Origin of the sequence: Streptomyces vastus (genome assembly GCF_039532825.1) — a bacterium.
Lineage (GTDB): Bacteria > Actinomycetota > Actinomycetes > Streptomycetales > Streptomycetaceae > Streptomyces > Streptomyces vastus.
Window position 1 is genome coordinate 123,335 of sequence record NZ_BAAASJ010000076.1, and the last position, 26,987, is coordinate 150,321.

The 26,987-nt window shown below is 70.9% G+C and carries 22 protein-coding genes; 12 read left to right on the top strand and 10 right to left on the bottom strand.

What is annotated here, in order from left to right; translation table 11 throughout:
- Nucleotides 1-16 precede the first annotated feature (16 nt).
- Nucleotides 17-832, top strand: coding sequence for a VOC family protein (locus ABD357_RS27900; protein WP_344393769.1), 816 nt, complete (start codon nt 17-19; stop codon nt 830-832).
- A 168-nt stretch (nt 833-1,000) separates the two neighbouring features.
- A complete protein-coding gene (locus tag ABD357_RS27905; RefSeq protein ID WP_344393770.1) occupies nt 1,001-2,104 on the top strand; it encodes a zinc-binding dehydrogenase in 1,104 nt (367 codons plus the stop codon).
- 25 nt (nt 2,105-2,129) lie between these two features.
- Here ABD357_RS27905 and ppk2 read toward each other — a convergent pair whose 3' ends face one another.
- The 3 genes from ppk2 to ABD357_RS27920 form a co-directional block, all read right to left on the bottom strand.
- A complete protein-coding gene (gene ppk2 / locus ABD357_RS27910) occupies nt 2,130-2,933 on the bottom strand; it encodes a polyphosphate kinase 2 (protein ID WP_344393771.1) in 804 nt (267 codons plus the stop codon).
- A gap of 167 nt (nt 2,934-3,100) precedes the next feature.
- Nucleotides 3,101-3,805: a CBS domain-containing protein gene (locus ABD357_RS27915; RefSeq protein ID WP_344393772.1), complete on the bottom strand. Its 705-nt coding sequence runs from the start codon at nt 3,803-3,805 to the stop codon at nt 3,101-3,103.
- Between the two features lie 47 nt (nt 3,806-3,852).
- Nucleotides 3,853-4,317, bottom strand: coding sequence for a Crp/Fnr family transcriptional regulator (locus ABD357_RS27920; RefSeq protein ID WP_344393773.1), 465 nt, complete (start codon nt 4,315-4,317; stop codon nt 3,853-3,855).
- A 389-nt stretch (nt 4,318-4,706) separates the two neighbouring features.
- Between ABD357_RS27920 and ABD357_RS27925 the strand changes: the two genes are divergently transcribed.
- The 8 genes from ABD357_RS27925 to ABD357_RS27960 all read left to right on the top strand — a co-directional run bounded on the left by ABD357_RS27925 (nt 4,707) and on the right by ABD357_RS27960 (nt 14,245).
- Nucleotides 4,707-5,165 carry a pyridoxamine 5'-phosphate oxidase family protein gene (locus tag ABD357_RS27925; protein WP_344393774.1) on the top strand — a complete coding sequence of 153 codons (459 nt, stop codon included), beginning with the start codon at nt 4,707-4,709 and terminating at the stop codon, nt 5,163-5,165.
- Between the two features lie 135 nt (nt 5,166-5,300).
- Nucleotides 5,301-7,685 carry a phosphoketolase family protein gene (locus ABD357_RS27930; RefSeq protein ID WP_344393775.1) on the top strand — a complete coding sequence of 795 codons (2,385 nt, stop codon included), beginning with the start codon at nt 5,301-5,303 and terminating at the stop codon, nt 7,683-7,685.
- Between the two features lie 177 nt (nt 7,686-7,862).
- Entirely contained in the window at nt 7,863-8,486 is a 624-nt protein-coding gene (locus ABD357_RS27935; protein ID WP_344393776.1) for a DoxX family membrane protein, read from the top strand.
- A 240-nt stretch (nt 8,487-8,726) separates the two neighbouring features.
- Entirely contained in the window at nt 8,727-10,988 is a 2,262-nt protein-coding gene (gene pflB, locus ABD357_RS27940; protein WP_344393777.1) for a formate C-acetyltransferase, read from the top strand.
- Nucleotides 10,985-11,731, top strand: a complete 747-nt coding sequence (gene pflA, locus ABD357_RS27945) for a pyruvate formate-lyase-activating protein (RefSeq protein WP_344393778.1) — start codon at nt 10,985-10,987, stop codon at nt 11,729-11,731. Before pflB ends, pflA begins: the two co-directional genes overlap by 4 nt.
- A 51-nt stretch (nt 11,732-11,782) precedes the next feature.
- On the top strand, nt 11,783-12,145 hold the full coding sequence (locus ABD357_RS27950; protein ID WP_344393779.1) for an ATP-binding protein: 363 nt from the start codon (nt 11,783-11,785) through the stop codon (nt 12,143-12,145).
- A gap of 211 nt (nt 12,146-12,356) precedes the next feature.
- On the top strand, nt 12,357-13,049 hold the full coding sequence (locus tag ABD357_RS27955) for a response regulator (protein ID WP_344393890.1): 693 nt from the start codon (nt 12,357-12,359) through the stop codon (nt 13,047-13,049).
- Nucleotides 13,050-13,225: 176 nt separating this feature from the next.
- The gene (locus ABD357_RS27960) at nt 13,226-14,245 is read left to right on the top strand and encodes an Acg family FMN-binding oxidoreductase (protein ID WP_344393780.1); all 1,020 of its coding nucleotides are present in this window, start codon (nt 13,226-13,228) and stop codon (nt 14,243-14,245) included.
- A gap of 46 nt (nt 14,246-14,291) precedes the next feature.
- On the opposite strand, the gene ABD357_RS27965 is transcribed toward ABD357_RS27960, so the two are convergent.
- From ABD357_RS27965 to ABD357_RS27995, 7 genes are all read right to left on the bottom strand, one after another.
- A complete protein-coding gene (locus tag ABD357_RS27965; RefSeq protein WP_344393781.1) occupies nt 14,292-14,642 on the bottom strand; it encodes a cupin domain-containing protein in 351 nt (116 codons plus the stop codon).
- Nucleotides 14,643-14,697: 55 nt separating this feature from the next.
- Nucleotides 14,698-15,543, bottom strand: a complete 846-nt coding sequence (locus ABD357_RS27970; protein WP_344393782.1) for a class I SAM-dependent methyltransferase — start codon at nt 15,541-15,543, stop codon at nt 14,698-14,700.
- A gap of 479 nt (nt 15,544-16,022) precedes the next feature.
- The gene (locus ABD357_RS27975; protein WP_344393783.1) at nt 16,023-16,571 is read right to left on the bottom strand and encodes a vitamin K epoxide reductase family protein; all 549 of its coding nucleotides are present in this window, start codon (nt 16,569-16,571) and stop codon (nt 16,023-16,025) included.
- Between the two features lie 83 nt (nt 16,572-16,654).
- On the bottom strand, nt 16,655-17,431 hold the full coding sequence (gene narI, locus ABD357_RS27980; protein ID WP_344393784.1) for a respiratory nitrate reductase subunit gamma: 777 nt from the start codon (nt 17,429-17,431) through the stop codon (nt 16,655-16,657).
- Nucleotides 17,428-18,222 (bottom strand): nitrate reductase molybdenum cofactor assembly chaperone, encoded by a 795-nt coding sequence (narJ, locus tag ABD357_RS27985; protein ID WP_344393785.1) that lies wholly within the window; start codon nt 18,220-18,222, stop codon nt 17,428-17,430. Before narJ ends, narI begins: the two co-directional genes overlap by 4 nt.
- The gene (gene narH / locus ABD357_RS27990; protein WP_344393786.1) at nt 18,219-19,766 is read right to left on the bottom strand and encodes a nitrate reductase subunit beta; all 1,548 of its coding nucleotides are present in this window, start codon (nt 19,764-19,766) and stop codon (nt 18,219-18,221) included. The genes narJ and narH overlap by 4 nt, the downstream gene beginning before the upstream one ends.
- 1 nt (nt 19,767) lies before the next feature.
- Nucleotides 19,768-23,463, bottom strand: coding sequence for a nitrate reductase subunit alpha (locus ABD357_RS27995; RefSeq protein WP_344393787.1), 3,696 nt, complete (start codon nt 23,461-23,463; stop codon nt 19,768-19,770).
- A gap of 351 nt (nt 23,464-23,814) precedes the next feature.
- Here ABD357_RS27995 and ABD357_RS28000 point away from each other — a divergent pair, with 351 nt between their 5' ends.
- Both ABD357_RS28000 and ABD357_RS28005 read left to right on the top strand, forming a co-directional pair.
- On the top strand, nt 23,815-26,496 hold the full coding sequence (locus ABD357_RS28000) for a multicopper oxidase domain-containing protein (protein WP_344393788.1): 2,682 nt from the start codon (nt 23,815-23,817) through the stop codon (nt 26,494-26,496).
- The gene (locus tag ABD357_RS28005; RefSeq protein ID WP_344393789.1) at nt 26,496-26,942 is read left to right on the top strand and encodes a hypothetical protein; all 447 of its coding nucleotides are present in this window, start codon (nt 26,496-26,498) and stop codon (nt 26,940-26,942) included. Before ABD357_RS28000 ends, ABD357_RS28005 begins: the two co-directional genes overlap by 1 nt.
- Nucleotides 26,943-26,987 lie beyond the last annotated feature (45 nt).

Sequence of the window (26,987 nt, forward strand, 5' to 3'; positions counted from 1 at the left end):
GCGAAAGGGAATCGCCGTGATCACCACTGACCTCACTCCCGGCTCCCCCTGCTGGCTCGACCTCGGTGCCCCCGACGTCCCGGCCGCCGCGGCCTTCTACGGTGCGGTGCTCGGCTGGGAGTACGAATCCATGGGCGAGGGGGGCGACATGGAAGGCGGGATGTTCAAGAAGAACGGCAAGACCGTCGCCGGGCTCGGCAAGCTCAGCGAGGAAGGTGCCCGCTCGGCCTGGATGATCTACTACACCGTCACAGACGCGGACGCCACGACCCGGGCCGTTCAGAGCGCGGGCGGCACGGTGCGGGTGGCGCCCCGGGACCTGGACGACTGGGGGCGGATGGCGCAGTACAGCGATCCGCTCGGCGGCCAGTTCGCCGTCTGGCAGCCGGGGAAGAACGCGGGCTTCGAGCTGGCGGACGAGCCGGGCTCCCTGTCCTGGACGGAGCTGTACACCAGCGACGCCGCTTCCGCGAAGGAATTCTACGGCGGTGTCTTCGGCTGGCAGTTCGGTGACATGGAACTGCCGGGCGGAGGGGGCTCGTACTCCCTCATCACCCCCTCCGGACTTCCCGAGGAGCGCATGTTCGGCGGCGTCATGGAGCTCAGCAAGGAGGATCTCGCGCTGGCGAACGGGCGGCCGTACTGGCACCCGGTGTTCGCCGTGACCGACTGCGACGCCGCGGTCGCCAAGGTCACCGAGAACGGCGGCAGTGTCCAGATGGGCCCCATGGACGCGGAAGGCGTGGGCCGCCTGGCAGTCTGCCTCGACCCGTCGAACGCGGACTTCGTCGTGCTCACGCCGGAGACTCCGGCGCCCCCGGCACAGGGCTGAGCCGCGCGGGGATCCATCAGAAGCAATCCGCGAACGGTCCGGGCGGTCCTGGGCACTGCCCGGACCACCGCCCGCACGAGATGCTGTCCGCACCAAGGGCGCTCAAGCCCCCGTACCCGTCCGTGTGCCCACCCCGGGGCAGCGGGCGCTCAGCGAACAGGAACGCTCGTGATCTCCGCCGTCGTCATGCCCGAACCCGGTGCACCGCTCGAAGTCCGCTCGTTCGCCCGGCCCGAGCCGGAGCCGGGTGCGAGCCTGCTGCGGACCCTGGGAAGCGAGGTGTGCGGTACGGACGCGCATTTGTGGAAGGGGCAGCTCGCGAGTGTGCCGTACCCGATCATTCCCGGCCACGTCAGTGTGGGGCGGATCAGCGCGCTGGGGCCGGGCGAGGTGCCCCGGGATGTGAACGGAGCTCCGCTGCGGGTCGGGCAGACCGTGACGTTCCTCGACGTGTACGGGACCTGCGGGCGCTGCTGGTACTGCACCGTCGCCCATGCGACCACGCGCTGCCCGGAGCGGAAGGTCTACGGCGTCACCCTTTCGGCCGACGACGGACTGCTGGGCGGCTGGGGGGAGTACATCCATCTGAAACCGGGCGTCCACGTGATCCCGCTGCCCGACGAACTGGACTGGCGCGCGTTCCTCTCCGGAGGCTGCGGCATGCCCACCGCGCTGCACGCCGTGACGCTCGGCGAGATCGCCTTCGGTGACACGGTCGTGGTCCAGGGCGCGGGCCCCGTCGGCCTGTGTGCCGCCGTCCTCGCCCAACTGCGCGGCGCCGGCCGGGTGATCGTCATCGGAGGGCCGGAGGCGAGACTGGCCGCGGCCACCCGTTTCGGCGCCGACACCGTCATCGACATCGGCAGCACCACGCCCGACGAGCGGATCGCGGCCGTCCGGGATGCGACCGCGGGACGCGGCGCGGACGTCACGATCGAGGCGACCGGCGTGCCCTCGGCGGTACCCGAAGGCATGCGGCTCACCCGGGACGCCGGGCGATACGTGATCGTGGGCCAGTACACCGACACCGGTGAGGCCGCCTTCAACCCCCATCTCGACCTGAACCAGAAGCACCTGGACATCCGCGGCTGCTGGGGCAGCGATGTGGGGCACGTCTGGCGGGCGGTTCAGGTCATGGCACGTTACGGGCGGATCTTCCCCTGGGCCGACCTCATCACCAGGGAGTACGGCCTCGCCGAAGCGCAGGCCGCGCTGGAGGACGTCGCGGCCCAGCGGGTGGTGAAGGCGCTCATCGTGCCGCGGCAGGAATGAGCGGGAATGAGAATGAGTCTGTGAGTCACAGGCTCGCCGCGTGATCGGGGACGTAGGTCTGCAGATCGCGCGGCGGGCGCTCGTAGCCGGTCGACGCGGGCCGCTCCGGCAGCTCAAGGACCGGAGGCGGCACCTCGTGGTACGGCACGGAGTCCAGCAGGTGGGCGATCATGTTCAGCCGGGCACGGCGCTTGTCGTCGCTCTCGACGACGTGCCAGGGCGCCTCGGAGATGTCGGTGTGCACCATCATCTCGTCCTTGGCCCGGGAGTACGCCTCCCAGCGGGTGATCGACTCCAGATCCATCGGCGACAGCTTCCAGCGCCGCAGCGGATCCTCCAGCCGGCGCCGGAAGCGCTCCTGCTGCTCGGTGTCACTCACCGAGAACCAGTACTTGCGCAGCAGGATCCCGTCCTCCACCAGCATCCGCTCGAAGATCGGGCACTGGCGCAGGAACAGCTGGTACTCCTCCTTGGTGCAGAAGCCCATCACATGCTCGACTCCGGCGCGGTTGTACCAGGACCGGTCGAACAGCACGATCTCCCCGGCGGCCGGCAGATGCTCGACGTACCGCTGGAAGTACCACTGGGTGCGCTGGCGCTCGGTCGGCGTCGGCAGCGCCGCGATCCGCGCGACGCGTGGGTTGAGGTGTTCGGCGACCCGCTTGATGGTGCCGCCCTTGCCCGCCGCGTCCCGGCCCTCGAAGACGACGACCAGGCGGGCGCCCTCGGCGCGCACCCACTCCTGCACTTTCACCAACTCGGTCTGCAGGCGCAGCAGTTCCCGTTCGTATGCCGCGCGCGGCACCTTCGCCGCCTTCTTGCCGGTCATGCCGCCTCCAGTGCCCGGTGGCCCACGTCAATGACCTCAACGTAGTCGCTCCGCTGGAAGGGCGGTTCGAAGGTGCGGGCCCGTCGTGGCTGGTCGTGCCCGCGCGGCCGAGCCGCACATGTCACCGCCCCGCGCCCCTGAAGGGCGCGGTCGTCCGCGCGGGCGGGTCACGAGTGTGGGGCGTTCTCGCTGTGACTCGACGGGGCGCCGGTCGTCTCCGAGGAACGGGCCTGCTCGGAGACGTCGAACTGCACGTCCACGACTCCCTCCACGGCTCGGATCAGCCGTGCGGCCACGGGGATCAGGGACGTGTCCTTGATGCGGCCGCTGAGCGTCACGACCCCGTCCCGTACCGCCACGCGTGCGGCCGACGTCGGCGCGGGGAAGAGGTACGACACCACTTCCCGGCGTACCTCCTCCGCGATGTCATCGTCGTCGCGCAGGAACACCTTCAGCAGGTCGGCGCGGCTGACGATGCCCTGCAGCATGCCCAACTCGTCGACGACCGGCAGCCGTTTGACCTTCGCGTGCGCCATGGTCCGCGCGGCCTGGGCGAGCGTCGCGTCGGCTTGGACGGTGAGGGCCGGAGAGGTCATCAGCTCCCCGGCGGTCACCGCGCCGGCCTTGGCGAGGTCGGACAGGCGCTTCAGCTGGGTGGCCCGGTCGGGGTCGCTGTCGCGGAACTCCTCCTTGTGCAGCAGGTCGGCCTCGGAGACGACCCCGACCACCCGGCCCTCGCCCTCCAGGACGGGAAGGGCGCTGACCCTCCACTCCTGCATCATCCGCACGATCTCCTTGAAGGAGGCGCCACGGCCGATGGCGGCCACGGTGTGGGTCATCACGTCGCTGACGATGTGCGGGGAGCCGTACATGGTCTCTCCTTGTGTGCGGTCGCTGTCGCTCCGATGCGTCGGCGCGGTCACAGCAGGCTCCCGCTGCCGTACGGGGCGTACAGGTCGAGCAGCCGGGTGCGGGCCGAGCGCAGGCGGTGGGCGAGGACGTCGCCCACCCAGTGGGCGACAGCCTGGCCGAACGCGGGGTCGTCCTTGCACATCGAGCGGATCGCGGTGGCGTCGAACTCGTAGGCGCGCACCGGGCTGGTCGCCGTCGCGCCCAGGTGCCAGGCGTGCGGGGCGAACAGCCAGGACCAGCCGATGAGTTCGTTGTGCCGGAGGGTCTCGATGACGGCCGCGCGGCGGCCGGGAACGTGCATGTCGAGGTCGACGCTGCCGGTACGGATGATCCAGAACCGGTCGGCGCGGCCCCCTTCCTCGAAGAGGCGCGCGCCCTCGGGGAACGACACCTCCCGGGCAAAGCGCATCAACCGCTGCCGGTGCTCGGCAGGCAGCGCCTGCAGCATGCCGGCCGTGGCGGGAGCGTTCATGACGTACCTCCAGTCAGGGGCGTACGGAACCTGCCACTTCCAGCGTGCTCCCGTGCCCCGCGGCGGGCGAGGGGCCACTCGGCCCCATGGATGGGCCGCCCGGTACCGCGTCCGGGATTTTCGGGGTCTTCGGGGTTTCAGCCTGCGGCGACGGCCTCGGGCGTACGGGCCAGGGCCTCACGTGGAGCGCAGGTCCAGCAGCAGATCGGGGCGCGGGCCTGCGGTCGGTACCTCGAGCCGGGCCGCGAGGGGCGGCGCAGTGCGGAAGGGACAACGGGTCCTTCTCCGACCGGCCGGGACTCATGGCCCCTCACCCCTGCGGCCTCGTCCGGCTCAGGGTGGGTGGAAGAACGTAGTACGGCTGTACCAGGCGAAGGACGGGCCGACCGATGAACCCCAATGACGGATTCCGCGAACTCGAGCGGCAGGAGTGCCTGCGGCTGATGGCCACGGTGCACGTCGGCCGCATCGTCTACACGCGCCGGGCCCTGCCCGCCGTGCTGCCGGTGAACTTCGGCCTGGACGGCGACGGCGCGGTCCTGCTGCGTACCTCCGCAAGCTCGGAACTGGTCCGCGCGATCGACGGCGCCGTGGTCGCCTTCGAGACCGACGACGTCGACGCGGACCGGCACTCCGGCTGGAGCGTCGTCGTCACCGGCACGGCCACGGTCGTGACCGATCCCGCCGAGCACGAACGCCTGGCCCGCACCGGCCCGGACTCCTGGGTACCCGCGCAGCGGGAGGCCTTCGTCCGTATCGAGCCCGAGCTGGTCACCGGGCGTGAGCTCGTCGGTGGACGCACCCTGTACGGAGTGGGCCTCACCGCCGGAACGTCTCGCGTCTTGTGAACGGTTCCTTCCTCACCCGTGACCGGGGTGGGCCGGTCGGCCCTGTCGGGTACTCGGCGCAACGGGGGACGGTGGGGACGTACGCACGGACCCGCATGCACCTTCAACCGAACCCGATCCGGAAGGGACCCCATGATGTCCGTCGACACCCAGCAGGCGCCGACGCCTCTCACCGACGACGAGCTGAGGACGCTGGACGCCCACTGGCGCGCCGCGAATTACCTGTCCGTCGGCCAGATCTACCTCATGGCCAACCCCCTGCTGACCGAACCGCTTCGTCCCGAGCACGTCAAGCCGCGTCTCCTCGGCCACTGGGGCACCTCGCCCGGGCTGAACCTCGTGTACACCCACCTCAACCGCGTCATCCGGGCCCGTGACCTGGACGCCCTGTGCATCTGGGGCCCCGGTCACGGCGGGCCCGCGGTGGTCGCGGGCTCCTGGCTGGAGGGCTCGTACACCCAGACCTATCCCGACGTCACGCGGGACGCCGCCGGGATGGCGCGGCTGTTCAAGCAGTTCTCGTTCCCCGGCGGTGTGCCGAGCCACGTCGCACCCGAGACGCCCGGCTCCATCCATGAGGGCGGCGAACTCGGCTATTCCCTCTCGCACGCCTACGGGGCCGCCCTGGACAACCCGGACCTGGTGGTCGCCTGCGTGATCGGCGACGGCGAGGCGGAGACCGGCCCGCTGGCCGCGTCCTGGCATTCCAACAAGTTCCTCGATCCCGTGCACGACGGGGCCGTCCTGCCGATCCTCCACCTCAACGGCTACAAGATCGCCAACCCGACGGTGCTCGCCCGGATCCCGGAGCCGGAGCTCGACGAGCTGCTGCGCGGCTGCGGCCACGACCCCCTCCACGTCACAGGCGACGACCCGGCCGCCGTCCACCAGGCCATGGCGCAGGCCATGGACACCGCGCTGGACCGCATCGGCGAATTCCAGCACGCCGCACGCGAGGGCGGCGCGACCGAGCGCCCTCGCTGGCCGGTGATCGTGCTGCGCACCCCCAAGGGCTGGACCGGCCCGGCTCAGGTCGACGGACTTCCGGTGGAAGGCACCTGGCGCTCCCACCAGGTCCCGCTGTCCGCCGTCCGCGACAACGCGGAACACCTGCGGCAGTTGGAGGCGTGGCTGCGTTCGTACCGCCCCGAGGAGCTGTTCGACGCGCAGGGCCGCCCCGTACCCGACGTCCTGGCCTGCGTCCCGGACGGCGCCCGACGACTGGGCGCCACGCCGCACGCCAACGGCGGACTGCTGCTGCGCGAACTGCCCCTGCCCCCGCTGGAGCGGTACGCCGTCCCCGTCGACAAACCCGGCGCGACCCTGCACGAGCCCACCCGCGTCCTCGGCGACCTGCTGGAAGACGTCATGCGGAACACCGCCGACCGCCGCGACTTCCGCCTCGTCGGCCCCGACGAGACCGCCTCCAACCGCCTCCAGGCCGTCTACGCCGCCAGCGGCAAGGCGTGGCAGGCCGGCACCCTCGACGTGGACGAACACCTCGACCGGCACGGCCGGGTGATGGAGATCCTCTCCGAACACACCTGCCAGGGCTGGCTGGAGGGCTACCTCCTGACCGGCCGGCACGGACTGTTCTCCTGCTACGAGGCGTTCGTGCACATCGTCGACTCGATGGTCAACCAGCACATCAAATGGCTGCGCGTGACCCGCCGCCTGCCCTGGCGCGCCCCCATCGCCTCCCTCAACTACCTGCTGACCTCGCACGTCTGGCGCCAGGACCACAACGGTTTCTCGCACCAGGACCCCGGTTTCGTCGACCACATCATGAACAAGAGTCCCGAGGCCGTACGGGTCTATCTGCCGCCGGACGCCAACACGCTGCTGTCCGTGGCGGATCACGCACTGCGCAGCCGCGACTACGTCAACGTGATCGTGGCCGGCAAGCAGCCCTGCTACGACTGGCTGTCGATGGACCAGGCCGTCGCGCACTGCGCGCGGGGCGCCGGGGTGTGGGAGTGGGCCGGCACCGAGAACGGCACCCGCGAGCCGGACGCGGTACTGGCCTGCGCGGGGGACGTGCCCACCCAGGAGGTACTGGCCGCAGCCCAGCTGCTGCGCCGTCACCTGCCCGAGCTGTCGGTACGGGTCGTCAACGTCGTCGACATCGCCCGGCTGATGCCGGGCGAGGAGCACCCGCACGGCATGACCGACTTCGAGTACGACGGGCTCTTCACGCCGGACAAGCCCGTGATCTTCGCCTACCACGGCTACCCGTGGCTGATCCACCGCCTGGCCTACCGCCGTACCGGCCACAAGAACCTGCACGTGCGCGGTTACAAGGAGATCGGCACCACGACCACGCCGTTCGACATGGTGGTCCGCAACGACATGGACCGCTACCGCCTGGTCATGGACGTCATCGACCGCGTGCCCGGCCTCGCGGTACGCACCGCAGCCGTACGCCAGCAGATGCAGGACGCGCGCCAACGCCACCACGACTGGATCCGCGAGCACGGCACCGACCTGCCGGAGGTCGCCGACTGGTCGTGGGACGGCTGACCGATGCCGACAGGGCCCTGACCGGGGGCCTTTCGGCCCGCCCTTCCGGGCCCTGTGGCCCCTCCGACGGGCATCGACGACGCGGCACATTGAAAGCACAACAGACGCAACGAGAGCACGAGAGCACGAGAGCCGCCCGCATCCGGCGCGTCGCACCCCTCGAAAGGGATGAGCATCATGGCAGTGCACGACCACCCCCACCGGCATCCGGGATTCCGCTTCCCGTCCCTGCGCGGGACCGGGGCGGCTCACGCCTCCGCCGGCGAGACGACCGCCGCCGCGACGGCGACCCGTGCGTACGTGTTCGCCGGGCTCCGCCTGCTGACCGGCTTCGTCTTCCTGTGGGCCTTCCTCGACAAGACCTTCGGCTTCGGCTACGCCACCCCGTCCGGCAAGGGCTGGATCGACGGCGGCTCGCCGACCATGGGATTCCTCGGCGGCGTCTCCGTCGGCCCGATGGAGTCCACGTTCCATGACTGGGCCGGGGCGGCCTGGGCGGACTGGCTGTTCATGCTCGGTCTGCTCGGCATCGGCCTCGCCCTGATCGCGGGCATCGGCCTGCGGCTCGCGGCCGTCGCGGGCACCGTGATGATGGCGCTGATGTGGATCGCCGAGTGGCCGCCGGCCAAGCACATGTCCGACGGGTCGCCGAGCATGTCGACCAACCCGTTCGCCGACTACCACCTCATTTACGCCATCGTCCTCATCGCCCTCGCGGCAGCGGGCGCCGGCGCCACCTGGGGCTTGGGCAGGGCCTGGGCGCGGCTGCCCTTCGTCAGCCGCAACCGCTGGCTCCTCTGAGGGCCGCGGGCTCGTCGGACCGGGGCACCTCCGCTCGTCGGCGGGGGTGCCCCGGTCGTCTTGTGCCACCGGCGGCGGGCTCGGCCCGACGGGCCCAACGGCCCGGCCACAGCAGGGACGTATGGCGCGCTCCGGGTACGCCGACAGGCCCTCCCAGCAGGCATCGCGGGCGACGAGTATCGGAAGCGCAGAGATCCTGCGGGCAGAAGTTCCACATGCGGAGTGAGGGAGAGACCGGCCATGACGGTAACGGTGACAGCTGGACCCCGGGTGGCAACCGAGGCATGGCGGGGCTTCGCCGGTACGCACTGGCGGGACCAGGTCGAGGTACGCGACTTCATCCAGGCCAACTACACGCCCTACGAAGGCGATTCGACGTTCCTGACCGGGCCGACCGAGCGCACGCTCGCGGTCTGGGGCAAGGTCGCGCGGCTGTTTCCCGAGGAGCGGCGCCGGGGCATCCTCGACGTCGACACGGGCCTCCCGTCAACCATCACCTCGCACCGGCCGGGCTTCATCGACCGCGAACGCGAATTGATCGTCGGCCTGCAGACGGATGCCCCGCTGCGGCGGGCGATCATGCCCAACGGTGGGCTGCGGATGGTGGAGAACGGGCTGAAGGCGTACGGCTACCAGGCCGACCCCTTCGTCAAGCGCGTCTTCAGCTCGTACCGCAAGACCCACAACGACGGTGTGTTCGACGCCTACACCCCCGAGATGCGCGCCGCCCGCAAGGCCGGAATCATCACCGGGCTGCCGGACGCGTACGGCCGCGGCCGGATCATCGGCGACTACCGGCGCGTCGCGCTGTACGGGACCGCCCGGTTGGCCGAGGCCAAGCGGGCCGAGCTGGCCCGGCTGGACGCGCAGCCCTCCACCCCGGACGTCATCCGCGACCGTGAGGAACTGGCCGAGCAGGTAAGGGCGTTGGGAGAGCTGACCCAGATGTCGGCCTCGTACGGCTGCGACGTCTCCCGCCCCGCTGCCACCGCGCACGAGGCCGTTCAGTGGCTCTACCTGGGCTTCCTGGCGGCGGTGAAGGAGCAGAACGGCGCCGCGATGTCGCTCGGCCGCACCTCCACCTTCCTGGACGTCTACCTCCAGCGCGACCTGGACGAGGGCACCCTCGACGAGACCCGGGCCCAGGAGCTGATCGACGACTTCGTGATCAAGCTGCGGATCGTACGGTTCCTGCGCACCCCCGAGTACGACGCCCTGTTCTCCGGTGACCCGACCTGGGTGACCGAGTCCATCGGCGGCATCGGCACCGACGGCCGCCCGCTGGTCACCCGCACCTCGTTCCGCTTCCTGCAGACGCTCTACAACCTGGGCCCCGCCCCGGAGCCCAACCTGACCGTGCTGTGGTCGCCGGGGCTGCCCTCCGGCTTCAAGGAGTTCTGCGCCCAGGTCTCCATCGACACCAGCGCCATCCAGTACGAGTCGGACGACCTGATGCGCCCGCGCACCGGCGACGACACCGCGATCGCCTGCTGCGTCTCGGCGATGGCGGTGGGCAGGCAGATGCAGTTCTTCGGCGCGCGCGTCAACCTCGCCAAGGCTCTGCTGTACGCGATCAACGGCGGCCGGGACGAGATGACCGGCGAGCAGATCGCCCCCGCGATGCCTGCCCTGACCGGCGAGTACCTGGACTACGAGGAGCTGTCGGCGGCGTACGACCGCATGCTGGGCTGGCTGGCGGCCACGTACGTCAACGCTCTCAACGTCATCCACTACATGCACGACAAATACGCGTACGAGCGCATCGAGATGGCGCTGCACGACCACCCCGTGCACCGCTTCATGGCGTGCGGCATCGCCGGCCTGTCGGTGGCGGCAGACAGCCTCTCGGCCGTCAAGCACGCGCGCGTGAAGGTCATCCGGGACGCGACCGGGCTGGCCGTCGACTACCGGATCGAGGGCGAGTACCCGGCGTACGGCAACAACGACGACCGCGCGGACGCGCTGGCCGCCAATCTGGTGCGGTCGTTCATGGCGAAGGTGCGCCGGCATCCGACGTACCGGAACGCCGAGCACACGCAGTCGGTGCTGACCATCACGTCGAATGTGGTGTACGGCAAGCACACCGGCAACACCCCCGACGGCCGGCGCGCGGGCGCCCCGTTCGCACCGGGCGCCAACCCGATGAACGGCCGGGACCGGCACGGCGTGGCCGCCTCCGCGCTGTCGGTGGCCAAGCTCCCGTACGAGCAGGCCCGCGACGGTATCTCGCTGACCACCACGATCACGCCCGAGGGGCTGGGCCACGACCCGGACGAGCGCGCCGCACACCTGGCCGGGATCCTCGACGCGTACATGGCCTCCGGCGGCTTCCACATGAACGTGAACGTCCTGGACCGGGCGACCCTCGAGGACGCCATGGAACACCCGGAGAAGTACCCGGAGTTGACGGTCCGCGTCTCCGGTTACGCGGTCAACTTCGTCCGCCTGACGCGCGAGCAGCAGCTCGACGTGATCAGCCGTACCTTCCACGGATCGCTGTGAGCACCACGGTCGAGCCGGTGACGGGCCGGGTCCACTCCTGGGACCTGTCCACGGGAGTGGACGGTCCGGGGACCCGGTTCGTCCTGTTCGTCAGCGGCTGCCCGCTGCGCTGCCTGTACTGCGCCAACCCGGACACCTGGCACATGCGCGACGGCAAGCAGAAGACGGTGGACGAGGTGATGGCCGAGATCGAGAAGTACCGCGCCTTCATCACCACCGCGGGCGGAGGAGTAACCCTCACCGGCGGCGAGGCCCTGCTCCAGCCCGCCTTCACAGCCGAGATCTTCCGCCGCTGCAAGGAACTCGGCCTGCACACGGCGCTCGACACCTCCGGCTTCCTGGGCGCCCGCGCCACCGACGAACTCCTCGCCGACACCGACCTGGTCCTGCTCGACATCAAGTCCTTCGACATCCGCACCTACCGCAAACTGACCGGCGGCGACCTCGCCCCCACCCTCAACTTCGCCACCCGCCTGGACCGACTCGCCGTCCCGGTCTGGATCCGCTACGTCCTGGTCCCCGGCTGGACCGACGACCCGGCTGCCGTCGACGGCCTTGGCGCATTCCTCGCCGGCCTGTCCAACGTCGACCGCGTGGACGTCTTGCCGTTCCACAAGCTCGGCGCCCACAAGTACGAGGGGCTGGGGATTCCGTTTCCGCTGCGGGACACGCCGACGCCGGATACGCAGTTGACGGAACGGGTGCGGGAGCAGTTCCGGGGGCACGGGTTGAGGGCGCTCTGAACCAGGAACCGATCTCAGTCCAGGTGGGCGATGAATGTGCGCCAGGCGTGAGTGCGGGCGCCCGGTGACGACGAGACCGGCGGGCGCGGGCTGTTGCTCGTGGAGGCGCTGGCTCACCGCTGGGGAGTTGAGCAGCGCGCGGGCGGGATCGGGAAAACCGTATGGGCGGAACTCAAAGCGCCGGACATCGTGGCGGAGCCTGTTGAGCGACAGGTCGCCGCCGTCATGGTCCGGTCCGGACAGCGCGTGTGGGTGCGGGGCGAGTGGCGCGCGGTCCGTACCGTACGAAGTGAGCGGTACGCGACCGGTGGACTCGCCGTCGCCCTGGGGCTGGACGAGGGCCCGGCGCTGCGCGTGCCCGCGGCCGAGCCGCTGGCCGTACGGGGCGAGCGGGATGTGTCACCGCCGGCGTAAGGAGGTCGTGATCAGTGGGGCGGGGGAGCCGCCTGCGCGAGTGCCTCGTGCGGCAGGCGTGCGCGAGCGTCTCGGGATGACGGTCCGCCGGGGCGAGTAGGGCCGACCGGCCCTGGCTCTTCGGTCCGGAATCGCGCAGGATCTGGGGTAGACAGGAACAGTGCCGCCCATGGGGGCGAACAGGCATGGCAAGCAGAACAAGGAGTTTCCGATGGCGGACGGCGAGCAGCCCGGACCCGACAATCCGATCCGGGTCTTCCTGCTGGACGATCACGAGGTGGTACGGCGCGGGGTGCACGACCTGCTGAACGACGAGCCGGACATCACCGTGGTCGGCGAGGCCGCCAATGTCGAGCAGGCCCTGGTCCGCGTGCCCGCGCTGCGCCCCCAGGTCGCGGTGCTCGATGTGCGGCTGCCGGACGGGGACGGGGTGACCGTGTGCAGGGAGCTGCGCTCGCGGATGCCGGAGCTGGCCTGTCTGATGCTGACCTCGTTCGACGACGAGGAGGCGCTGCTGGACTCGATCATGGCGGGGGCGTCCGGGTACGTGCTGAAGCAGATCCAGGGCTCGGACCTGGTGTCGGCCGTCCGTACGGTGGCCAAGGGCCAGTCCCTGCTCGACCCCAGTGCCACCGCCAAGCTGATGGCCCGGCTGCGCCAGGGCCAGGAGCCGGAGCCCGAGCCCGACGCCCTGCCGGGACTGACCGAGCGGGAGCGGGAGATCCTGGCCCTCATCGGCGAGGGACTGACCAACCGGCAGATCGGCCAGCGGCTCTACCTCGCCGAGAAGACGGTCAAGAACCACATCTCCCGGCTGCTGGCCAAGCTCGGCGTGGAGCGGCGTATCCAGGCCGCCGTCATCGCCACCCAGGCCCAGGACCGGCTGAAGCAGCAAGGCCGCTGACGCCACACGGCGATCTGGTGGCCTGACGTGCCCCGGCTCGCCCCGTACCCCGTACGGCCCGAGCCCGATCGCATCCCCGGTCACCAGGCCGGCGCAGCGGCACGTCCACACCTGGCTCATCGGGGTACACGTGGATGCAGACCCGCTGCGCGCCGGTGGCGTGTGAGGAGGATGTCATGGCTTCGCGACAGGGACAGCTGGACGAGAAGGCCGTGACGGGGCTGGTGGCCGAGGCTGCCGCTGCTCCGTCCATGCACAACGCGCAGCCGTGGCGCTTCCGCTACCTGACCGGCGAGCGCGTCCTGATGTTGCGGGGCGACCCTGAGCGGGCCATACCCCACTCCGATCCGGACAACCGGGCGCTGCACATCGGCTGCGGGGCGGCACTGTTCAACCTGCGCGTCGCCGCCGCGCACGCGGACTTCGTTGCTCAGACCCGGCTGCTGCCCGAGCCCGGCGACCCGCTGGCCCTCGCCGCCGTCCAGCTGGCCGACGCCGACGCCGACGCCGACGCCGACGCCGAAGGCGTGCGGGACCAGGACCTGGCGCGGTTGCACCCGGCGATCCGCCAGCGGCACACCAGCCGCCATCCCTTCGCCGAGAAGGACGTCCCCGAGGACGTACGGGCCACTCTGCGGGACGCCGCCGAGCGTGAGGGTGCCGTACTGCTCTTCCCCGGCCCCTGGCACGCCGAGACCGTGCTCGACCTGATCCGCGACGCCGAGAGCCGGGACACCTTGGAGCCGGACGCGAACGAGGACCTGGCCCGCTGGACCCGGCTCGGGCCGGAGGCGGACACGGCCGTCGACGGCGTCCCCGAGTACGCGTTCGGGCCGCGCAAGCGAGACGGCAAAGCCCCCGTACGGGATTTCGCCGGGCGCCGCCCCGTCGCGGACCGCGGAACCACCACCTTCGAGTACACCCCGCACCTGGCCCTTCTGAGCACTCCCGGTGATGGACCGGCCGACTGGCTGCGGGCAGGGCAGGCGCTGGAGCGCGTCCTGCTAGAAGCGACCCTGGCCGACCTGGCGACGTCCCTGACCTCGCACGCGCTGGAGGACCGCGCACTGCGGCTGCTGGCCCGCGACCCGGGGTCGGGCGCGGGCCAGGTGCAGATGGTGCTGCGGCTCGGTTACGGACCGAGGGGTCCGGCCACGCCCCGACGCCCGGTGCGGGACGTACTGGAGATCGTGTAGTCGATACACAACCTCAGGCGGGGCAGGGCACGGGACCGGGCGTCGTTCATGCCGCGGTAGGCGCCTCGGATCCGTGCGACTCCGGGCCGGGCAGCATGGTCAGAAGCATGACGCTCGGCTCGGTGGCGTACACCGAGTGCGGCAGTCGCGCGGGCAGGTGGATCCAACTCCCCGGCGTCGCCTCGGTCTTCTCGTCGCCCAGGACCAGGTCGAGGCGGCCCTGGACGACCTGGATGACCACGGGCTGGGCGGACGTGTGCTCGGTCAGTTCCTGGCCGGCGGCGAATGCGAAGCCGGCCACGCGCAGGCGGTCGTCGCGGTACACGACGCGGCTGAGGGTGCCGTCCTCGGGCACGGTCAGTTCGGCGGCCAGGTCGTTGATCACGGTGGCGGACATGGGGGCGTACCTCCTCAAGGCTGGGACTCAGGTTTGGGGCTCAGATTTTTGGGGTTCAGGGAGAGGACGGGGTGGGGACGGCGAGCAGGCTGATCGCCCCCAGGTGGGCGCTGTGGCGTCGGAAGACGCGGCGCATGCGCAGCACACGGCGCAGGGCGGCCGGTTTCCGTAGCGCCCGGCCGGCGATGCGCAGGGCGGGCATCAGCCCTTCGTCGTCGACGAGCCGGCGCGGTTCGAGCAGCGCCATCGGTGCGGTCCTGTGGGCGGTGACGGTGAAGCCCTCGCCGGCGAGGAGTTCCGTCCAGGCGGTCGGCGTCAGGGGGCGGGCGCCGACGTGGATGGCCTCGTGCAGGTCATGGGTGATGCGTTCGGCCAGGGCCGGGTCCAAGTCGTCGGGCAGCAGGCACAGTTCGTGGATGGCGTACCGGCCGGTGGAGTCGTCGAGGAGGCGGCGGGCCTCCCGTACGATGCGCCGCTTGGCGGGTTCGGGCTGCATCGTCAGCATCGCCTCCCCGTATACGACGCTGGCGTCGCCGTCCGGCAACCGGGTGTCCGCGGCGTCCGACCGTACGGCACGCACCTCGGTCGGGCCGGGCGCGGTGAGGACGCTGAGCGCGGCCACTGCGGCCGGGTCGCGGTCGACGGCGGTGTAGGCGGCCGGCTGGCGGGCGAGGGTCAGCCGGGCGGTGGCCCCGAGGCCGGCGGCCAGCTCCACGACCCGGTCCTGCGGGTCCACGTCCAGGGCGTCCAGCATCCACCGGGTCAGCTCCACACCGCCGGGGCGCAGCGCCCGCTTGCCCAGGCGGGCCAGCAGCCAGTGGCCGGGCATACGGGCGGCGTCCAGTCCGTCGCCGGGAACGGGGAAGCCGTGCCGCAGGGCCGAAGGTTCTGTCGATGCCATGTTGGTGCCTCGCTCTCTGCCTGCACCGGTATCACTTAGGCGAACCTAATCCGGGATGACGGCCGGGCGCGGGGGCCGAACGTCCCGATCGAAGGGCCCAGTGGGGCACGTCCGCGCCGGTTGCGCGATTCGCGCGTGCGCACCGCCTGGAGAACCCGTTTCAGTACGCTCCGAGCACGGCTGGCGTGCGGCGTCGGCCGTGTACGGCCGTACACGGCCGTGCATCGAACAGCGGCCGCGCATCGAAAAGGGGGCCCGATGGATCCTGACTGGCACAGCTGCACCGAGGAAGCGATCTCCTGGGCCGGGAAAGGGTTCCGGCCAAGGACTGGTCGGCGTCGGGCGATCCGGCCGCCACCGCAATGGCGCAGCAGGCGAGTCGATTCGGTGGCGGTGCGGCCGGGGTCGCAGAGCCCGCAGAGCCCGCATAGGCCCGACGGCCCCATGGCAGCCTCCATCGCAGCCCCTGGGCCGGTCGCCTACAGCAGGCTGCTCCAGTACGGCCAGAAGCGGGTGAGGACGAGCATCGCGATCACCCCGTACCAGGCGCCGAGCAGCATCCAGTGCGTGTCCCGGACGACGTACAGCACACCCCGGGGAACGGGAACGATTCCCCGTTCCAGGCAGTGCAAGGTGACGTACCAGAACAGGGCGATGGTCACGATCCAGATGGCGGCGCAGTAAGGGCAGAGCTTGTTGAGCTCGTACAGCGACTCCCCGATCAGCCAGTGGACGAACACCACCCCCACCAGCGCTCCGGCGTCCAACGCGAGCCACAGCCGCCGGTGCAGTCGTGCTCCGGAGAGCACGGCGATGCCCAGCGCGGTCACGGCGGCGAAGGCGCCGAGGCCGAGCAGCATGTTGGGGAAGCCGAACAGGCTGCCCTGCGGGCTGGACATCACGCTGCCGCAGCTCACAACAGGGCTGATGTTGCAGGGCGGTTGGTAGGCGGGGTCGCGCAGCAGCCGCCAGTCGTCCACGGTGAGCTGGAAGGAGGCGAGCCAGCCGACGGTCCCGGTGAGGGTCATCACCCATCCCGTTCGGCGGCTCGCGCCAACTCCCCCAGTGCGACGGGTGGTCGTGACGTCCGTCGCCTGCGCGGGCTCTGGACTCATGCGGCTCGCCGCGAGCCGGAGCCGGAGGCCGACCGCGTCCGGCCCGCGGCCGTCGGGACTGCCGCCGGTGTGGCCCGCCGCCGGTAGACCAGGTACGGCCGGGCCAGGTAGCCGATCGGGGCGCTCCACACATGCACCAGCCGGGTGAACGGCCAGGCCGCGAAGAGCAGGAAGGCGGTCAGGGCGTGCATTTGGAACAGCAGCGGGGCTCCGGCGATGGCCTCCGGCTGCGGCTGGAGTACGAACAGGCCGCGGAACCATACGGAGACGGTGGAGCGGTAGTCGTAGCCGGCGCCGAAGACGTTGTGCGCGGCGGTGGCGGTGATGCCCAGCAGCACGGTGGCGGACAGCAGAGGGAAGAGCAACTTGTCGCTGCGGTCGGTGCCCAGGCGGATCTGGCGGGTCAGCAGCCGGCGGGCGCACAGCATGCCGAGTCCTGCGACCATGGCGACGCCCGCAACCGATCCCGCCCATACGGCAGTTGTGTGGTAGGTGTGCTCGCTGATGCCGACGGCCTCGGTCCACGAGTCGGGAATGGCGAGCCCCACGACATGCCCGGCGATCACCATGAACGCGCCCAGGTGGAACAGCGGGCTGCCCCAGCGCAGCCAGCGGTGTTCGAGGAGCTGGCTGGTGCGGGAGGTCCAGCCGAACTGGTCCTGCCGGTAGCGCCACACGTGCCCGACGGCGAACACGGCGAGGCAGATGTAGGGGACGGCGACCCACAGGAGCAGATCGGCGCCGCTCGCCGAGGCGGAGAGCGAGGTGTTCATCGGTGTCCTTCCGTACGGCTGGTCGGGGCGGGCGGCGGCACTCGGGTCGGTGGAGCCGGCATCGGCGGCACGAAGGTGCCCGGCGGGGCGAACTCCCCGTCCCCGTACGTCCCGTAGGGGTCGAGGCCGACTTCCTCGTTCGGCGGGCCCTCCGCGACGAGCTGGGCCACCGCCGCACGGTCCGCCTCGGTGGGCGGCGGCAGCAGGGTGAGCAGCGCGGCCAGGACGTGCCGGTACGGGGAGTCGGCGTCGGTCAGGGCGCGGTGGATCAGCTCAAGACCGCGCCGGTGCTGGCGCAGCGGTGCCTCGCCGCCACCGGGGCCCGCCAGGGCGGCGAACTCGAGGACGACCGGCAAGTGGTCGGGCAGTTCGCCGCCGTCGGTGTCCCAACCCGCCGCCCGGAAGCGCTGGTTGAGGGTGAGAAGGGCCATGCCACGGCGGCGGGTGTCGCCGTGCAGGTAGTAGGTGAGGTAGAGGCTGCTCTTGCGGCGCAGGTCGAACATTTCGACGTAGTGCCGCTCCAGAGCCTCCGGTTCCTGGTCGGTGAACCAGGAGGTGAAGGCGGCCAGGTGCTCGGCGGCGGGCGAGGGCGGCAGCGCCTCGACCGTCGTGGTCAACACCGGGCGGGCGGTGGCCAGTTCGGTGTCCGGGTACTGCAGGAGCAGCGAGCACAGGCGCAGGAGCAGGGTGCGTGCCTCGGCCTCCTCGGGGGTGAGGCGGGCGGGGCGGCGTATGGCCGCGCGGACGCGGGTGCGGACTATGGAGGGCACAGTGGAGGGCAGGGGGCTCACGACCGGCCTCCGGTGGTGCTGCGGCGCAGGGTCGGGATGCCGAGCATGACCTTGCGGGGTTCGGCGGTGTCGGACGACTCCACCGGGCAGCGGTTCTCCATCGCGGTCAGCGCGGCGGCGTCCTCCTTGTGCGCGGCCGGGACGACGTACCGGTCCTGGTACTTGGCGACGGCGAGGAGCCGGTGCAGATCCTCCGCCTCACGTGCAGTGAGACCCACGGCCTTGAGCGTGGCCTCGTCGCCGTCCTCACCGAGGGTGCGTTCGCGCATGTACGAGCGCAGCGCGGTGAGCTTCATCAGCACCCCGGCGACCACGTCCGCGTCGCCGGCGGTGAACAGTTCCGCCAGGTACTCCAGCGGGATGCGCAGCCGGGTGACGGCGGCGAAGACGTGGTCGGGGTCGTCCTGGTTTCCGCCCGCCGCGTCGACGGCGTCCAGGACGGGGGAGAGCGGGGGCACGTACCAGACCATCGGCATCGTGCGGTACTCCGGGTGCAGCGGCAGCGCGACCTTGTAGCGCATGACCAGGTCGTACACGGGGGAGCGGCGGGCCGCCTCCAGCCAGTCCTCGGGGATGCCCGACTCCCGTGCAGCCGCGATCACTTCGGGGTCGTGCGGGTCGAGGAAGACACCGCGCTGGGCGTCGAGGAGGTCCTGCTCGTTGGGGGTGGCCGCCGCCTCGCCGACGCGGTCGGCGTCGTACAGCAGCAGACCCAGGTAGCGCAGCCGCCCGACGCAGGTCTCGGAGCAGACGGTGGGCTGGCCGGCCTCGATGCGCGGGAAGCAGAAGGTGCACTTCTCCGCCTTGCCGGTGGCGTGGTTGACGTACACCTTCTTGTACGGGCATGCCGTCACGCACATCCGCCAGCCCCGGCAACGATCCTGGTCGACCAGGACGATGCCGTCCTCGACCCGCTTGTACATCGCACCCGACGGACAGGCCGACACACAGGCCGGGTTGAGGCAGTGCTCGCACAGGCGGGGGAGGTGGAAGAGGAAGGTCTGCTCGAACTCGAACTTGACCTTCTCCGCCCACTCGCCCGTCAGGTTCGGGTCGCCGCCGGCGTTCTCGGGGGCGCCGCCCAGGCCGTCCTCCCAGTTGGCGCCCCAGGTGATGGCGGTGGGTTTGCCGGTGAGGACGGAGCGCGGGCGGGCGACCGGGATGTCCTTGCCGGCCGGGGCGTTGACGAGGTTGTCGTAGTCGTAGGTGACCGGCTCGTAGTAGTCCTCGATGCTCGGCAGGTCGGGATTGGAGAACAGAGACAGGAGCCGCTTGATCCGGCCGCCGGAGCGCAGGACGAGGCGTCCGCGCTTGTCGAGCATCCAGCCGCCCTTCCAGTGCTCCTGGTCCTCGTAGCGGCGGGGGTAGCCGACGCCGGGCTTGGTCTCGACGTTGTTGAACCAGGCGTACTCGACGCCGGTGCGGTTGGTCCACGTCTGCTTGCAGGTGACCGAGCAGGTGTGGCAGCCGATGCACTTGTCGAGGTTCATGACCATCGCGACCTGGGCCATCACGCGTCCGATAGTGGCTTCGCCACGGGGCATGTCAGTACTCCACATCCTGCGAGCGACGGCGGATGACAGTAACCTCGTCACGCTGGTTGCCGGTCGGGCCGTAGTAGTTGAAGGCGTAGGTGAACTGGGCGTAGCCGCCCGCGAGATGGGTGGGCTTGAGCAGCAGCCGGGTCAGGGAGTTGTGGATGCCGCCGCGCTTGCCGCTGACCTCGGTCTTCGGGACGTTCACGTTGCGGTCCTGGGCGTGGTACATGTACACGGTTCCCTCGGGCATGCGGTGGGTGACCACGGCCCGGGCGGCGACGACGCCGTTGCGGTTGTACGCCTCGATCCACTCGTTGTCCTTGACGCCGATCTTCTCGGCGTCGGCGGTGGACATCCAGATCACCGGGCCGCCGCGGGACAGATCGAGCATGTACTTGTTGTCCTGGTAGTTCGAGTGGATGGACCACTTGGAGTGCGGGGTCAGATAGCGGACCGTGACCTCTGCGCGGTCGCCGCCGAGTTCCTCGTTCCCGTAGTGCCGGGGTGTGTTCAACGGCGGTCGGTAGACGGGGAGTTGCTCACCCAGCTCGCTGATCCAGTCGTGCTGGACGAAGAAGTGCTGGCGGCCGGTGAGGGTGTGCCAGGGCTTCTTGTGCTCGGTGTTGATGACGAAGGGGGAGTAGCGGCGGCCGCCGGTCTCGCTGCCCGACCACTCGTACGACGTCATCACGGCGCGGGGCTGGGTGCGGGTGTCGGCGAAGGTGATCCGCTCCGCCTCGCGCTCGGAGGCCAGTTCCACCAGGCCCTCGCTGCCGGTCTGCCGCTGAAGCTCCCGGAAGCCCTCGGTCGCCAGCCGCCCGTTGGTGGTGCCGGACAGGGCGAGGACGGCCTCGCACATGTCGGTGGCGGTGGCGAGGGAGGGGCGCCCGGCGGCGATTCCGTCCCGGACGGTTCCGTTGCGCCGGCGCAGCTCGTCCAGCTCCTGGTTCGGGTGGACGGTGATGCCCTTGGTGGTGGTGCCCAAGGTGTCCAGCAGTGGACCGACCGCGCGCATCTTCTGCGCCACGGCGGCGTAGTCCCGTTCGATGACGACTAGCTTCGGCATCGTCCGGCCCGGGATCGGTGCGCACTGGCCGGTCTTCCAGTCCCGTACCACCCCGCCCGGCTGGGCGAGTTCGTCCGGGGTGTCGTGCAGCAGCGGCACCGCGAGGACGTCGGTACGGGTGCCCAGGTGCTCGGCGGCCAGGTCGCTGAACTTGTCGGCGATGGTCAGGAAGGTGTCGTAGTCGGTGCGGGCCTGCCACGGAGGGGCGATGGCCGGGGTGAAGGCGTGCACGAAGGGGTGCATGTCCGTGCTGGACAGGTCGTCCTTCTCGTACCAGGTGGCCGCCGGGAGGACGACGTCGGCGAGCAGACCGGTGGAGGTCATCCGGAAGTCCACGGTGACCAGCAGGTCGAGCTTCCCCTCGGGTGCCTCCTCCCGCCACACCACGTCCTTCGGGCGCCCCTCGGGCGGGGTCTCCTCGGAGCGGACGGCGGCGTCGGTGCCCAGCAGGTGCCGCAGGAAGTACTCGTTGCCCTTGCCGGAGGAGCCCAGCAGGTTGGCCCGCCAAACGGTCAGTACGCGGGGGAAGTTGGCGGGATCGTCCGGGTCCTCGGCAGCGAACTTCAGGCTCCCGGCCTTGAGTTCCTCGACGATGTGCTCGGCGACCTCACGCCCTTGAGCCGCCGCCTCGTCGGTCAGGTCGAGCGGGTTGCGGTTGAAGCCGGGGTGGCCGGGAGTCCAGCCCAGCCGCACGGCCTGCGCCAGGCAGTCGGCGAACGCCTTGCCCTTGAACCGCCCGTCGCCGAGCGGGGAGGCCAACTCGTCGGGCCCGAAGGCCTCGTAGCGCCACTGGCCGGAGTTCAGGTACCAGTACGAGGTGCCCGCCATGTGCCGGGTGGGCCGCTGCCAGTCGAAGGCGAAGGCCAGGTGCTGCAGGCCGGTGATGGGGCGGATCTTCTCCTGGCCGACGTAGTGCGCCCAGCCGCCGCCGTTCACGCCCTGGCAGCCGGTCATCGTCACCAGCGCCAGGAACGCCCGGTAGATGGTGTCGGAGTGGAACCAGTGGTTCGTGCCCGCTCCCAGAGCGATCATCGACCGGCCGTTCGTCCGTTCCGCGTTGCGGGCGAACTCCCGGGCGATACGGGCCGCCTGCTCGGCCGGGACGGAGGTGATGGTCTCCTGCCAGGCGGGGGTGTACGGCTCCGACGCGTCCTCGTACGACGACGGCCAGCTGCCCGGCAGACCCGGCCGCTGCACCCCGTACTGGGCGAGCATCAGGTCGAAGACCGTGGTGACGAGCCGGCCGCCGATCCTGCGGACCGGAACGCCCCGGACCATGAACGAACCGCCCTCGGTGCTGCCCTCGTCGAACCGGGGCAGCGCGATCTCGGCGGTGTCCTCGGCGCGGTCGATGAGACTCAACTCCGGGACGACATCGCCCAGTTCGAGATTCCAGCGGCCTCGCCCGGCTTCCCCCCACCGGAAGCCGAGCGAGCCGCCGGGGACCACCGGTTCGCCGGTGGCCCCGTCCAGGAGGACCGTCTTGAACTCGGCGTGCTCGTCCTCATGGCCGAGATCGGCTGCGGTCAGGAACCCGTCGGGGACGAGTCCGTGGTCGTGCTCGCGCAGGGTCACCAGGAACGGCGCGTCGGTGAACTTGCGCATGTAGTCCTGGAAGTACGGCACTTCGCGGTCGACGAGGAACTCGCGCAGGATGACGTGACCCATGGCCATCGCCAGCGCGCCGTCCGTGCCGGGGTGCGGGGCGAGCCATTCGTCGGCGTGCTTGACGTTGTCGGCGTAGTCGGGGCTGACGGCGACGACCTTGGTGCCGTTGTAGCGGGTCTCGGTGAGGAAGTGCGCGTCGGGCGTGCGGGTGACGGGGATGTTGGAGCCCCACATGATCAGATAGCCCGCGTTCCACCAGTCAGCCGCCTCAGGGACGTCCGTCTGGTCGCCGAAGACCTGCGGGGAAGCGATCGGCAGGTCGGCGTACCAGTCGTAGAAGGACAGCAGCGTGCCGCCGATCAGCGACATGAAGCGGGCGCCGGCCGCGAAGGAGGCCATCGACATGGCGGGGATGGGGGAGAAGCCGGCGACGCGGTCGGGGCCGTACTGCTTGATGGTGTGTACGTGCGCGGCGGCGATCAGCTCGCTGACCTCGTCCCAGTCGGCGCGCACGAGGCCGCCCTTGCCGCGCGCCCGCTTGTAGGCGCGGGCCTTCGCAGGGTCGCCGGTGATCTCGGCCCAGGCGGCCACCGGGTCCCCGAGGCGCTTGCGGGCCTCGCGCCACATCTTCAGCAGCGCGCCCCGCACGTACGGGTAGCGGACGCGGCTGGGCGAGTACGTGTACCAGGAGAACGACGCCCCCCGCGGGCAGCCGCGCGGCTCGTACTCGGGGCAGTCCGTGCCGATGGACGGGTAGTCGGTGGCCTGGTGCTCCCAGGTGATGATGCCGTCCTTGACGTACACCATCCACGAGCACGAACCGGTGCAGTTCACCCCGTGCGTGGAGCGCACCACCTTGTCGTGCGCCCAGCGGTCCCGGTAGAAGCCCTCCCACTGCGGGTCGCCCGTGCCGAACACGGCGCGTCCGTCGGCCGACACCTCGCGGCGGGTGAGGAGTCGCCGGGCGGCCAGCGGCCAGCCTTCATCGGCGCGCGACTCCGGGCGTCGTGCGTTCTGATCGTTCTCCATGGCCCGGAACGCTATGTGCCGCGCGCCGCGTCGCACCTGGGTCCTGCGGTCCCTGCCGCGCGACCTTCCGGCCCCGTCTGAGGGGCCCGAACAGGGCCCAATGGCCCCGGTGTTGGGGTCCGGTCGGCCGGGGAGCCAGGACGGGCCGGCGTTGCATGCTGAGCCTTGATCGAACCGCAGATGCCCAGCTGTCTGTACGACCGCATTCCGTGCCTGCCAGGCGGCCGATTCCCCCGTCCCTGGCTGCCGCAGGTGTAGCGCGTACAGCGGGCGCGCGGCGCCCGGTTCGGTCACGCGCCCGGCCGTTCCTTGCGGCCGGGCGTGGCATCCCTCCAAGCATCTAGGAACGGCATGACCAGCATCGCCAGTGGACCTCCCGGCAACGGCAACGCCAGTGGGCCCGCCGGGAACGGCCACGCGAGCGGGCCCCGCGCGTACCAGAGCGGGTCCAGAGCGTCCGGCGTGAAGGCCCGGCATCTGCGCGCCCACGTTCTGGTCGTGGGGTGGCTGGGCCTGGCCCTGCTGGCGGTCGCGGCGCAGGAGTCGCTGCCGGTGGCCCGCTGGCTTGCTGTGCACATGTTCCTGCTCGGTGCCGTCACCACCGCCATCCTGATCTGGAGCGAGCACTTCGCCGTCGCCCTGCTGCACGCGAAGATCCCCGACGAGCGCTGGAGCACCGCCCGGCTCGCGACCGCCAACCTCGCCGTGGCCGGGCTGCTCATCGGCGTGTGGACCGCAACTCCCGTGCTGACCGCCGTCTGTGCCGCACTCCTGGTGGCCGCGGCCACCGCGCACCTGGTGGTGCTGGTCCGCCTCGGGCGGGGCGCGCTGGGCGGGCGGCTGAAGCCGGTCGTCTCCTACTACCGAGCCGCCACACTGGCCCTGATCGCCGGTGCCGTCCTCGGCTGGCTGCTGGCCACCGGTGGCGCCGGCGGACCCGACCGGTACGCCGGGCTGCGCCTGGCGCACATCCACGTCACGCTGCTCGGCTGGATCGGTCTGCCCGTCCTGGGCACGCTGTTCATGCTGTGGCCGACCGTGCTGGGCGTACGGATGAAGGACCGCACCACGAAGGTGTCCCGGTGGGTGCTGTGGTTCACCGGCAGCGGACTGCTGGTCGCGGTCGCCGCTCTGGCACTGGGCCGGCGCTGGCCGGCCGCGGCGGGCCTCGCCCTGTACGTGGAGGGAGCGGCCCTCGCCGTCAACCTCCTCTTCCGCACCGTACGCGGCAACCGTCCCGTCTCCGCCGCGGCGGCCTGGATGCTCGCCGCGGCCACCGGCTGGCTGCTGACCGCGGTGGCGGCGGATCTGGCGTGGCTGGTCACCCGGCCGCTCGCGGCGGCACAGAACGGAATCGACGCCCTGCTCCCGGTGCTGCTCATCGGCTTCGTCGCCCAGATCCTCATCGGCGCGCTCACGTATCTGCTGCCGGTCGTCCTCAGCAGTGGCCCGAAGGACCGGGAGGCGGTACGGGCGCTGCTCGAACGGGGCTGGCTGACGCGGCTGGTGGCGCTCAACACCGGTGTCGCGCTGGCGGCACTCCCGCTGCCCGGCCCGGCCGCGACGACCGGTGTGCTGCTGGCCGCGCTGTCCGGGGCCGCGTTTCTCGCCCTCGCGGTGCCGGTGCTCGTCCGCAGCGGCCGGGGACTGCCGTCGGAGGCAGGTGCAGCCGGTGCGTCACGGCGCCCCGTGCTGTGGGGCACCGTCGCGGGCGCCGTACTGACCGTGCTGGCCGTGCTCGTGGCCAACAGCGGAGGGGACACCGGCGACCCGGCCGTCGCCTCCGCGGCGGGAGGCGGCGCCGCCACCGCGACTCGTACCGTCAACGTCACCCTGGCCGACATGCGCATACGCCCGGCCCGCATCGAGGTCGCCGAAGGCACCGCGCTGCGGCTGAAGGTCACCAACACCGACGCCCGGCGCCACGACCTCAAGGTCGAGGACGGTCCCGCCACTCCGATGCTCGCCAAGGGTGACACCCGCGTACTCGACCTGGGACAGGTCACCGAGAACCGCGAGGCGTGGTGCACGCTGCCGGGCCACAAGGCGGCCGGGATGACCCTGGACATCGTCGTCAAGGGTCGCGATACGGCAGGTGACACGGCAACGGACAGCGGCGGACGTGAGGGACACGCATCGGCCGCCGACAACGGCGACGCCGGTCTGGACCTCGCCGCCGACTACTCCACCGGCTGGCAGTCGCGCGACGCCGGCCTGGCCCCCGCGCCCGGCGGGACGGTCCACAAGGTCGAACTGCACGCCGCCCACACGACGGTGGAGGTCGCCCCCGGAGTGAAGCAGCAGATGTGGACCTTCGGCGGCAGCGCACCCGGCCCCACCCTGCACGGCAAGGTCGGCGACGTCTTCGAGATCACCCTCGTCAACGACGACCACGGCATGGGCCACGGCATCGACTTCCACGCCGGCTCGCTCGCCCCCGACCGGCCCATGCGTACGATCCAGCCCGGCGAGCGCCTGGTCTACCGCTTCCGCGCCGAGAAGGCCGGAGCATGGCTGTATCACTGCAGCACTTCCCCGATGCTCCAGCACATGGGCAACGGCATGTACGGCGCCGTCGTCATCGACCCACCCGGCCTCGCGAAGGTGGACCACGAGTACGTACTGGTCTCCTCCGAGCTGTACCTCGGCACCCCGGGCAGCACCGCCCAGGTGACGAAGATGCGTCAGAACACCCCGGACGCCTGGGTGTTCAACGGCATGGCCAACCAGTACGCCAAGGAGCCGCTGAAGGTGAAGGCCGGTGAGCGGGCCCGCTTCTGGGTGGTCGCCGCAGGTCCCAGCGACGGCATCGCCTTCCATCTCGTGGGAACCGTCTTCGACACCGTCTACAAGGAGGGCGCCTACCTGCTCAAGCCCGGTGATCCGGGCGGCGCGCAGGTGCTGGACCTGGCCCCGGCCCAGGGCGGCTTCGTCGAGACGACGTTCCCCGAGGCCGGCCACTACGCCTTCGTCGACCACGACATGCGCCACGCCGAGGCGGGAGCGCACGGCATGGTGGAGGTGAGTGACTGATGGACACCGTCGGCCTGTGGTCCCTGGTGCGGTTCGCGCATGTGGCCGGCGCCGCCCTGTGGGTCGGTGGGCAGTTGGCCCTCTCCCTGGTGATCCTGCCGCTGGCCCGCCATCTGCTCGCCCCGGAGGCCAAGGCCGGCTTCACGGCCGCGGCGGGCCGCCGGTTCGGGATGCTGACCGGGGCGGTGTTCCTGCCCGTGCAGCTGGCCACCGGCTGGGCCATGGCCTGGCACAAGGGCGTCACCTGGGCCTCCCTCGCCGAACCCGGCTACGGCCGCACCCTCGCCACCAAACTCGCCCTGTTCGTGGTGGTGATGCTCGCAGCGGCAGGTCACGGCATCGCCCATGCCAAGGGCCGCGCCGAGCTGGCCCGCGCGCTGGCGGTCGTCTCCCTCGTCGGCTCACTCGGCGTCGTCCTACTGGCCACCGCTCTCCCGGCCACGTGACCCATGGCCGGGACAAAGAAAAGACCCATGGCCGGGACAAAGAAA

What these genes read in the sequence shown, in the direction of transcription:
- pflB (WP_344393777.1), top strand. Translation starts at nt 8,727, where the DNA reads ATGACGGTAACGGTGACAGCTGGACCCCGGGTGGCAACCGAGGCATGG.
- ABD357_RS27920 (WP_344393773.1), bottom strand. Translation starts at nt 4,317, where the DNA reads ATGAACGCTCCCGCCACGGCCGGCATGCTGCAGGCGCTGCCTGCCGAG.
- ABD357_RS27930 (WP_344393775.1), top strand. Translation starts at nt 5,301, where the DNA reads ATGTCCGTCGACACCCAGCAGGCGCCGACGCCTCTCACCGACGACGAG.
- ABD357_RS27925 (WP_344393774.1), top strand. Translation starts at nt 4,707, where the DNA reads ATGAACCCCAATGACGGATTCCGCGAACTCGAGCGGCAGGAGTGCCTG.
- ABD357_RS27915 (WP_344393772.1), bottom strand. Translation starts at nt 3,805, where the DNA reads ATGTACGGCTCCCCGCACATCGTCAGCGACGTGATGACCCACACCGTG.
- ABD357_RS28005 (WP_344393789.1), top strand. Translation starts at nt 26,496, where the DNA reads ATGGACACCGTCGGCCTGTGGTCCCTGGTGCGGTTCGCGCATGTGGCC.
- narH (WP_344393786.1), bottom strand. Translation starts at nt 19,766, where the DNA reads ATGCCCCGTGGCGAAGCCACTATCGGACGCGTGATGGCCCAGGTCGCG.
- ABD357_RS27960 (WP_344393780.1), top strand. Translation starts at nt 13,226, where the DNA reads ATGGCTTCGCGACAGGGACAGCTGGACGAGAAGGCCGTGACGGGGCTG.
- ppk2 (WP_344393771.1), bottom strand. Translation starts at nt 2,933, where the DNA reads ATGACCGGCAAGAAGGCGGCGAAGGTGCCGCGCGCGGCATACGAACGG.
- ABD357_RS28000 (WP_344393788.1), top strand. Translation starts at nt 23,815, where the DNA reads ATGACCAGCATCGCCAGTGGACCTCCCGGCAACGGCAACGCCAGTGGG.
- ABD357_RS27970 (WP_344393782.1), bottom strand. Translation starts at nt 15,543, where the DNA reads ATGGCATCGACAGAACCTTCGGCCCTGCGGCACGGCTTCCCCGTTCCC.
- ABD357_RS27995 (WP_344393787.1), bottom strand. Translation starts at nt 23,463, where the DNA reads ATGGAGAACGATCAGAACGCACGACGCCCGGAGTCGCGCGCCGATGAA.
- ABD357_RS27955 (WP_344393890.1), top strand. Translation starts at nt 12,357, where the DNA reads ATGGCGGACGGCGAGCAGCCCGGACCCGACAATCCGATCCGGGTCTTC.
- ABD357_RS27975 (WP_344393783.1), bottom strand. Translation starts at nt 16,571, where the DNA reads ATGACCCTCACCGGGACCGTCGGCTGGCTCGCCTCCTTCCAGCTCACC.
- ABD357_RS27935 (WP_344393776.1), top strand. Translation starts at nt 7,863, where the DNA reads ATGGCAGTGCACGACCACCCCCACCGGCATCCGGGATTCCGCTTCCCG.
- narI (WP_344393784.1), bottom strand. Translation starts at nt 17,431, where the DNA reads ATGAACACCTCGCTCTCCGCCTCGGCGAGCGGCGCCGATCTGCTCCTG.
- ABD357_RS27965 (WP_344393781.1), bottom strand. Translation starts at nt 14,642, where the DNA reads ATGTCCGCCACCGTGATCAACGACCTGGCCGCCGAACTGACCGTGCCC.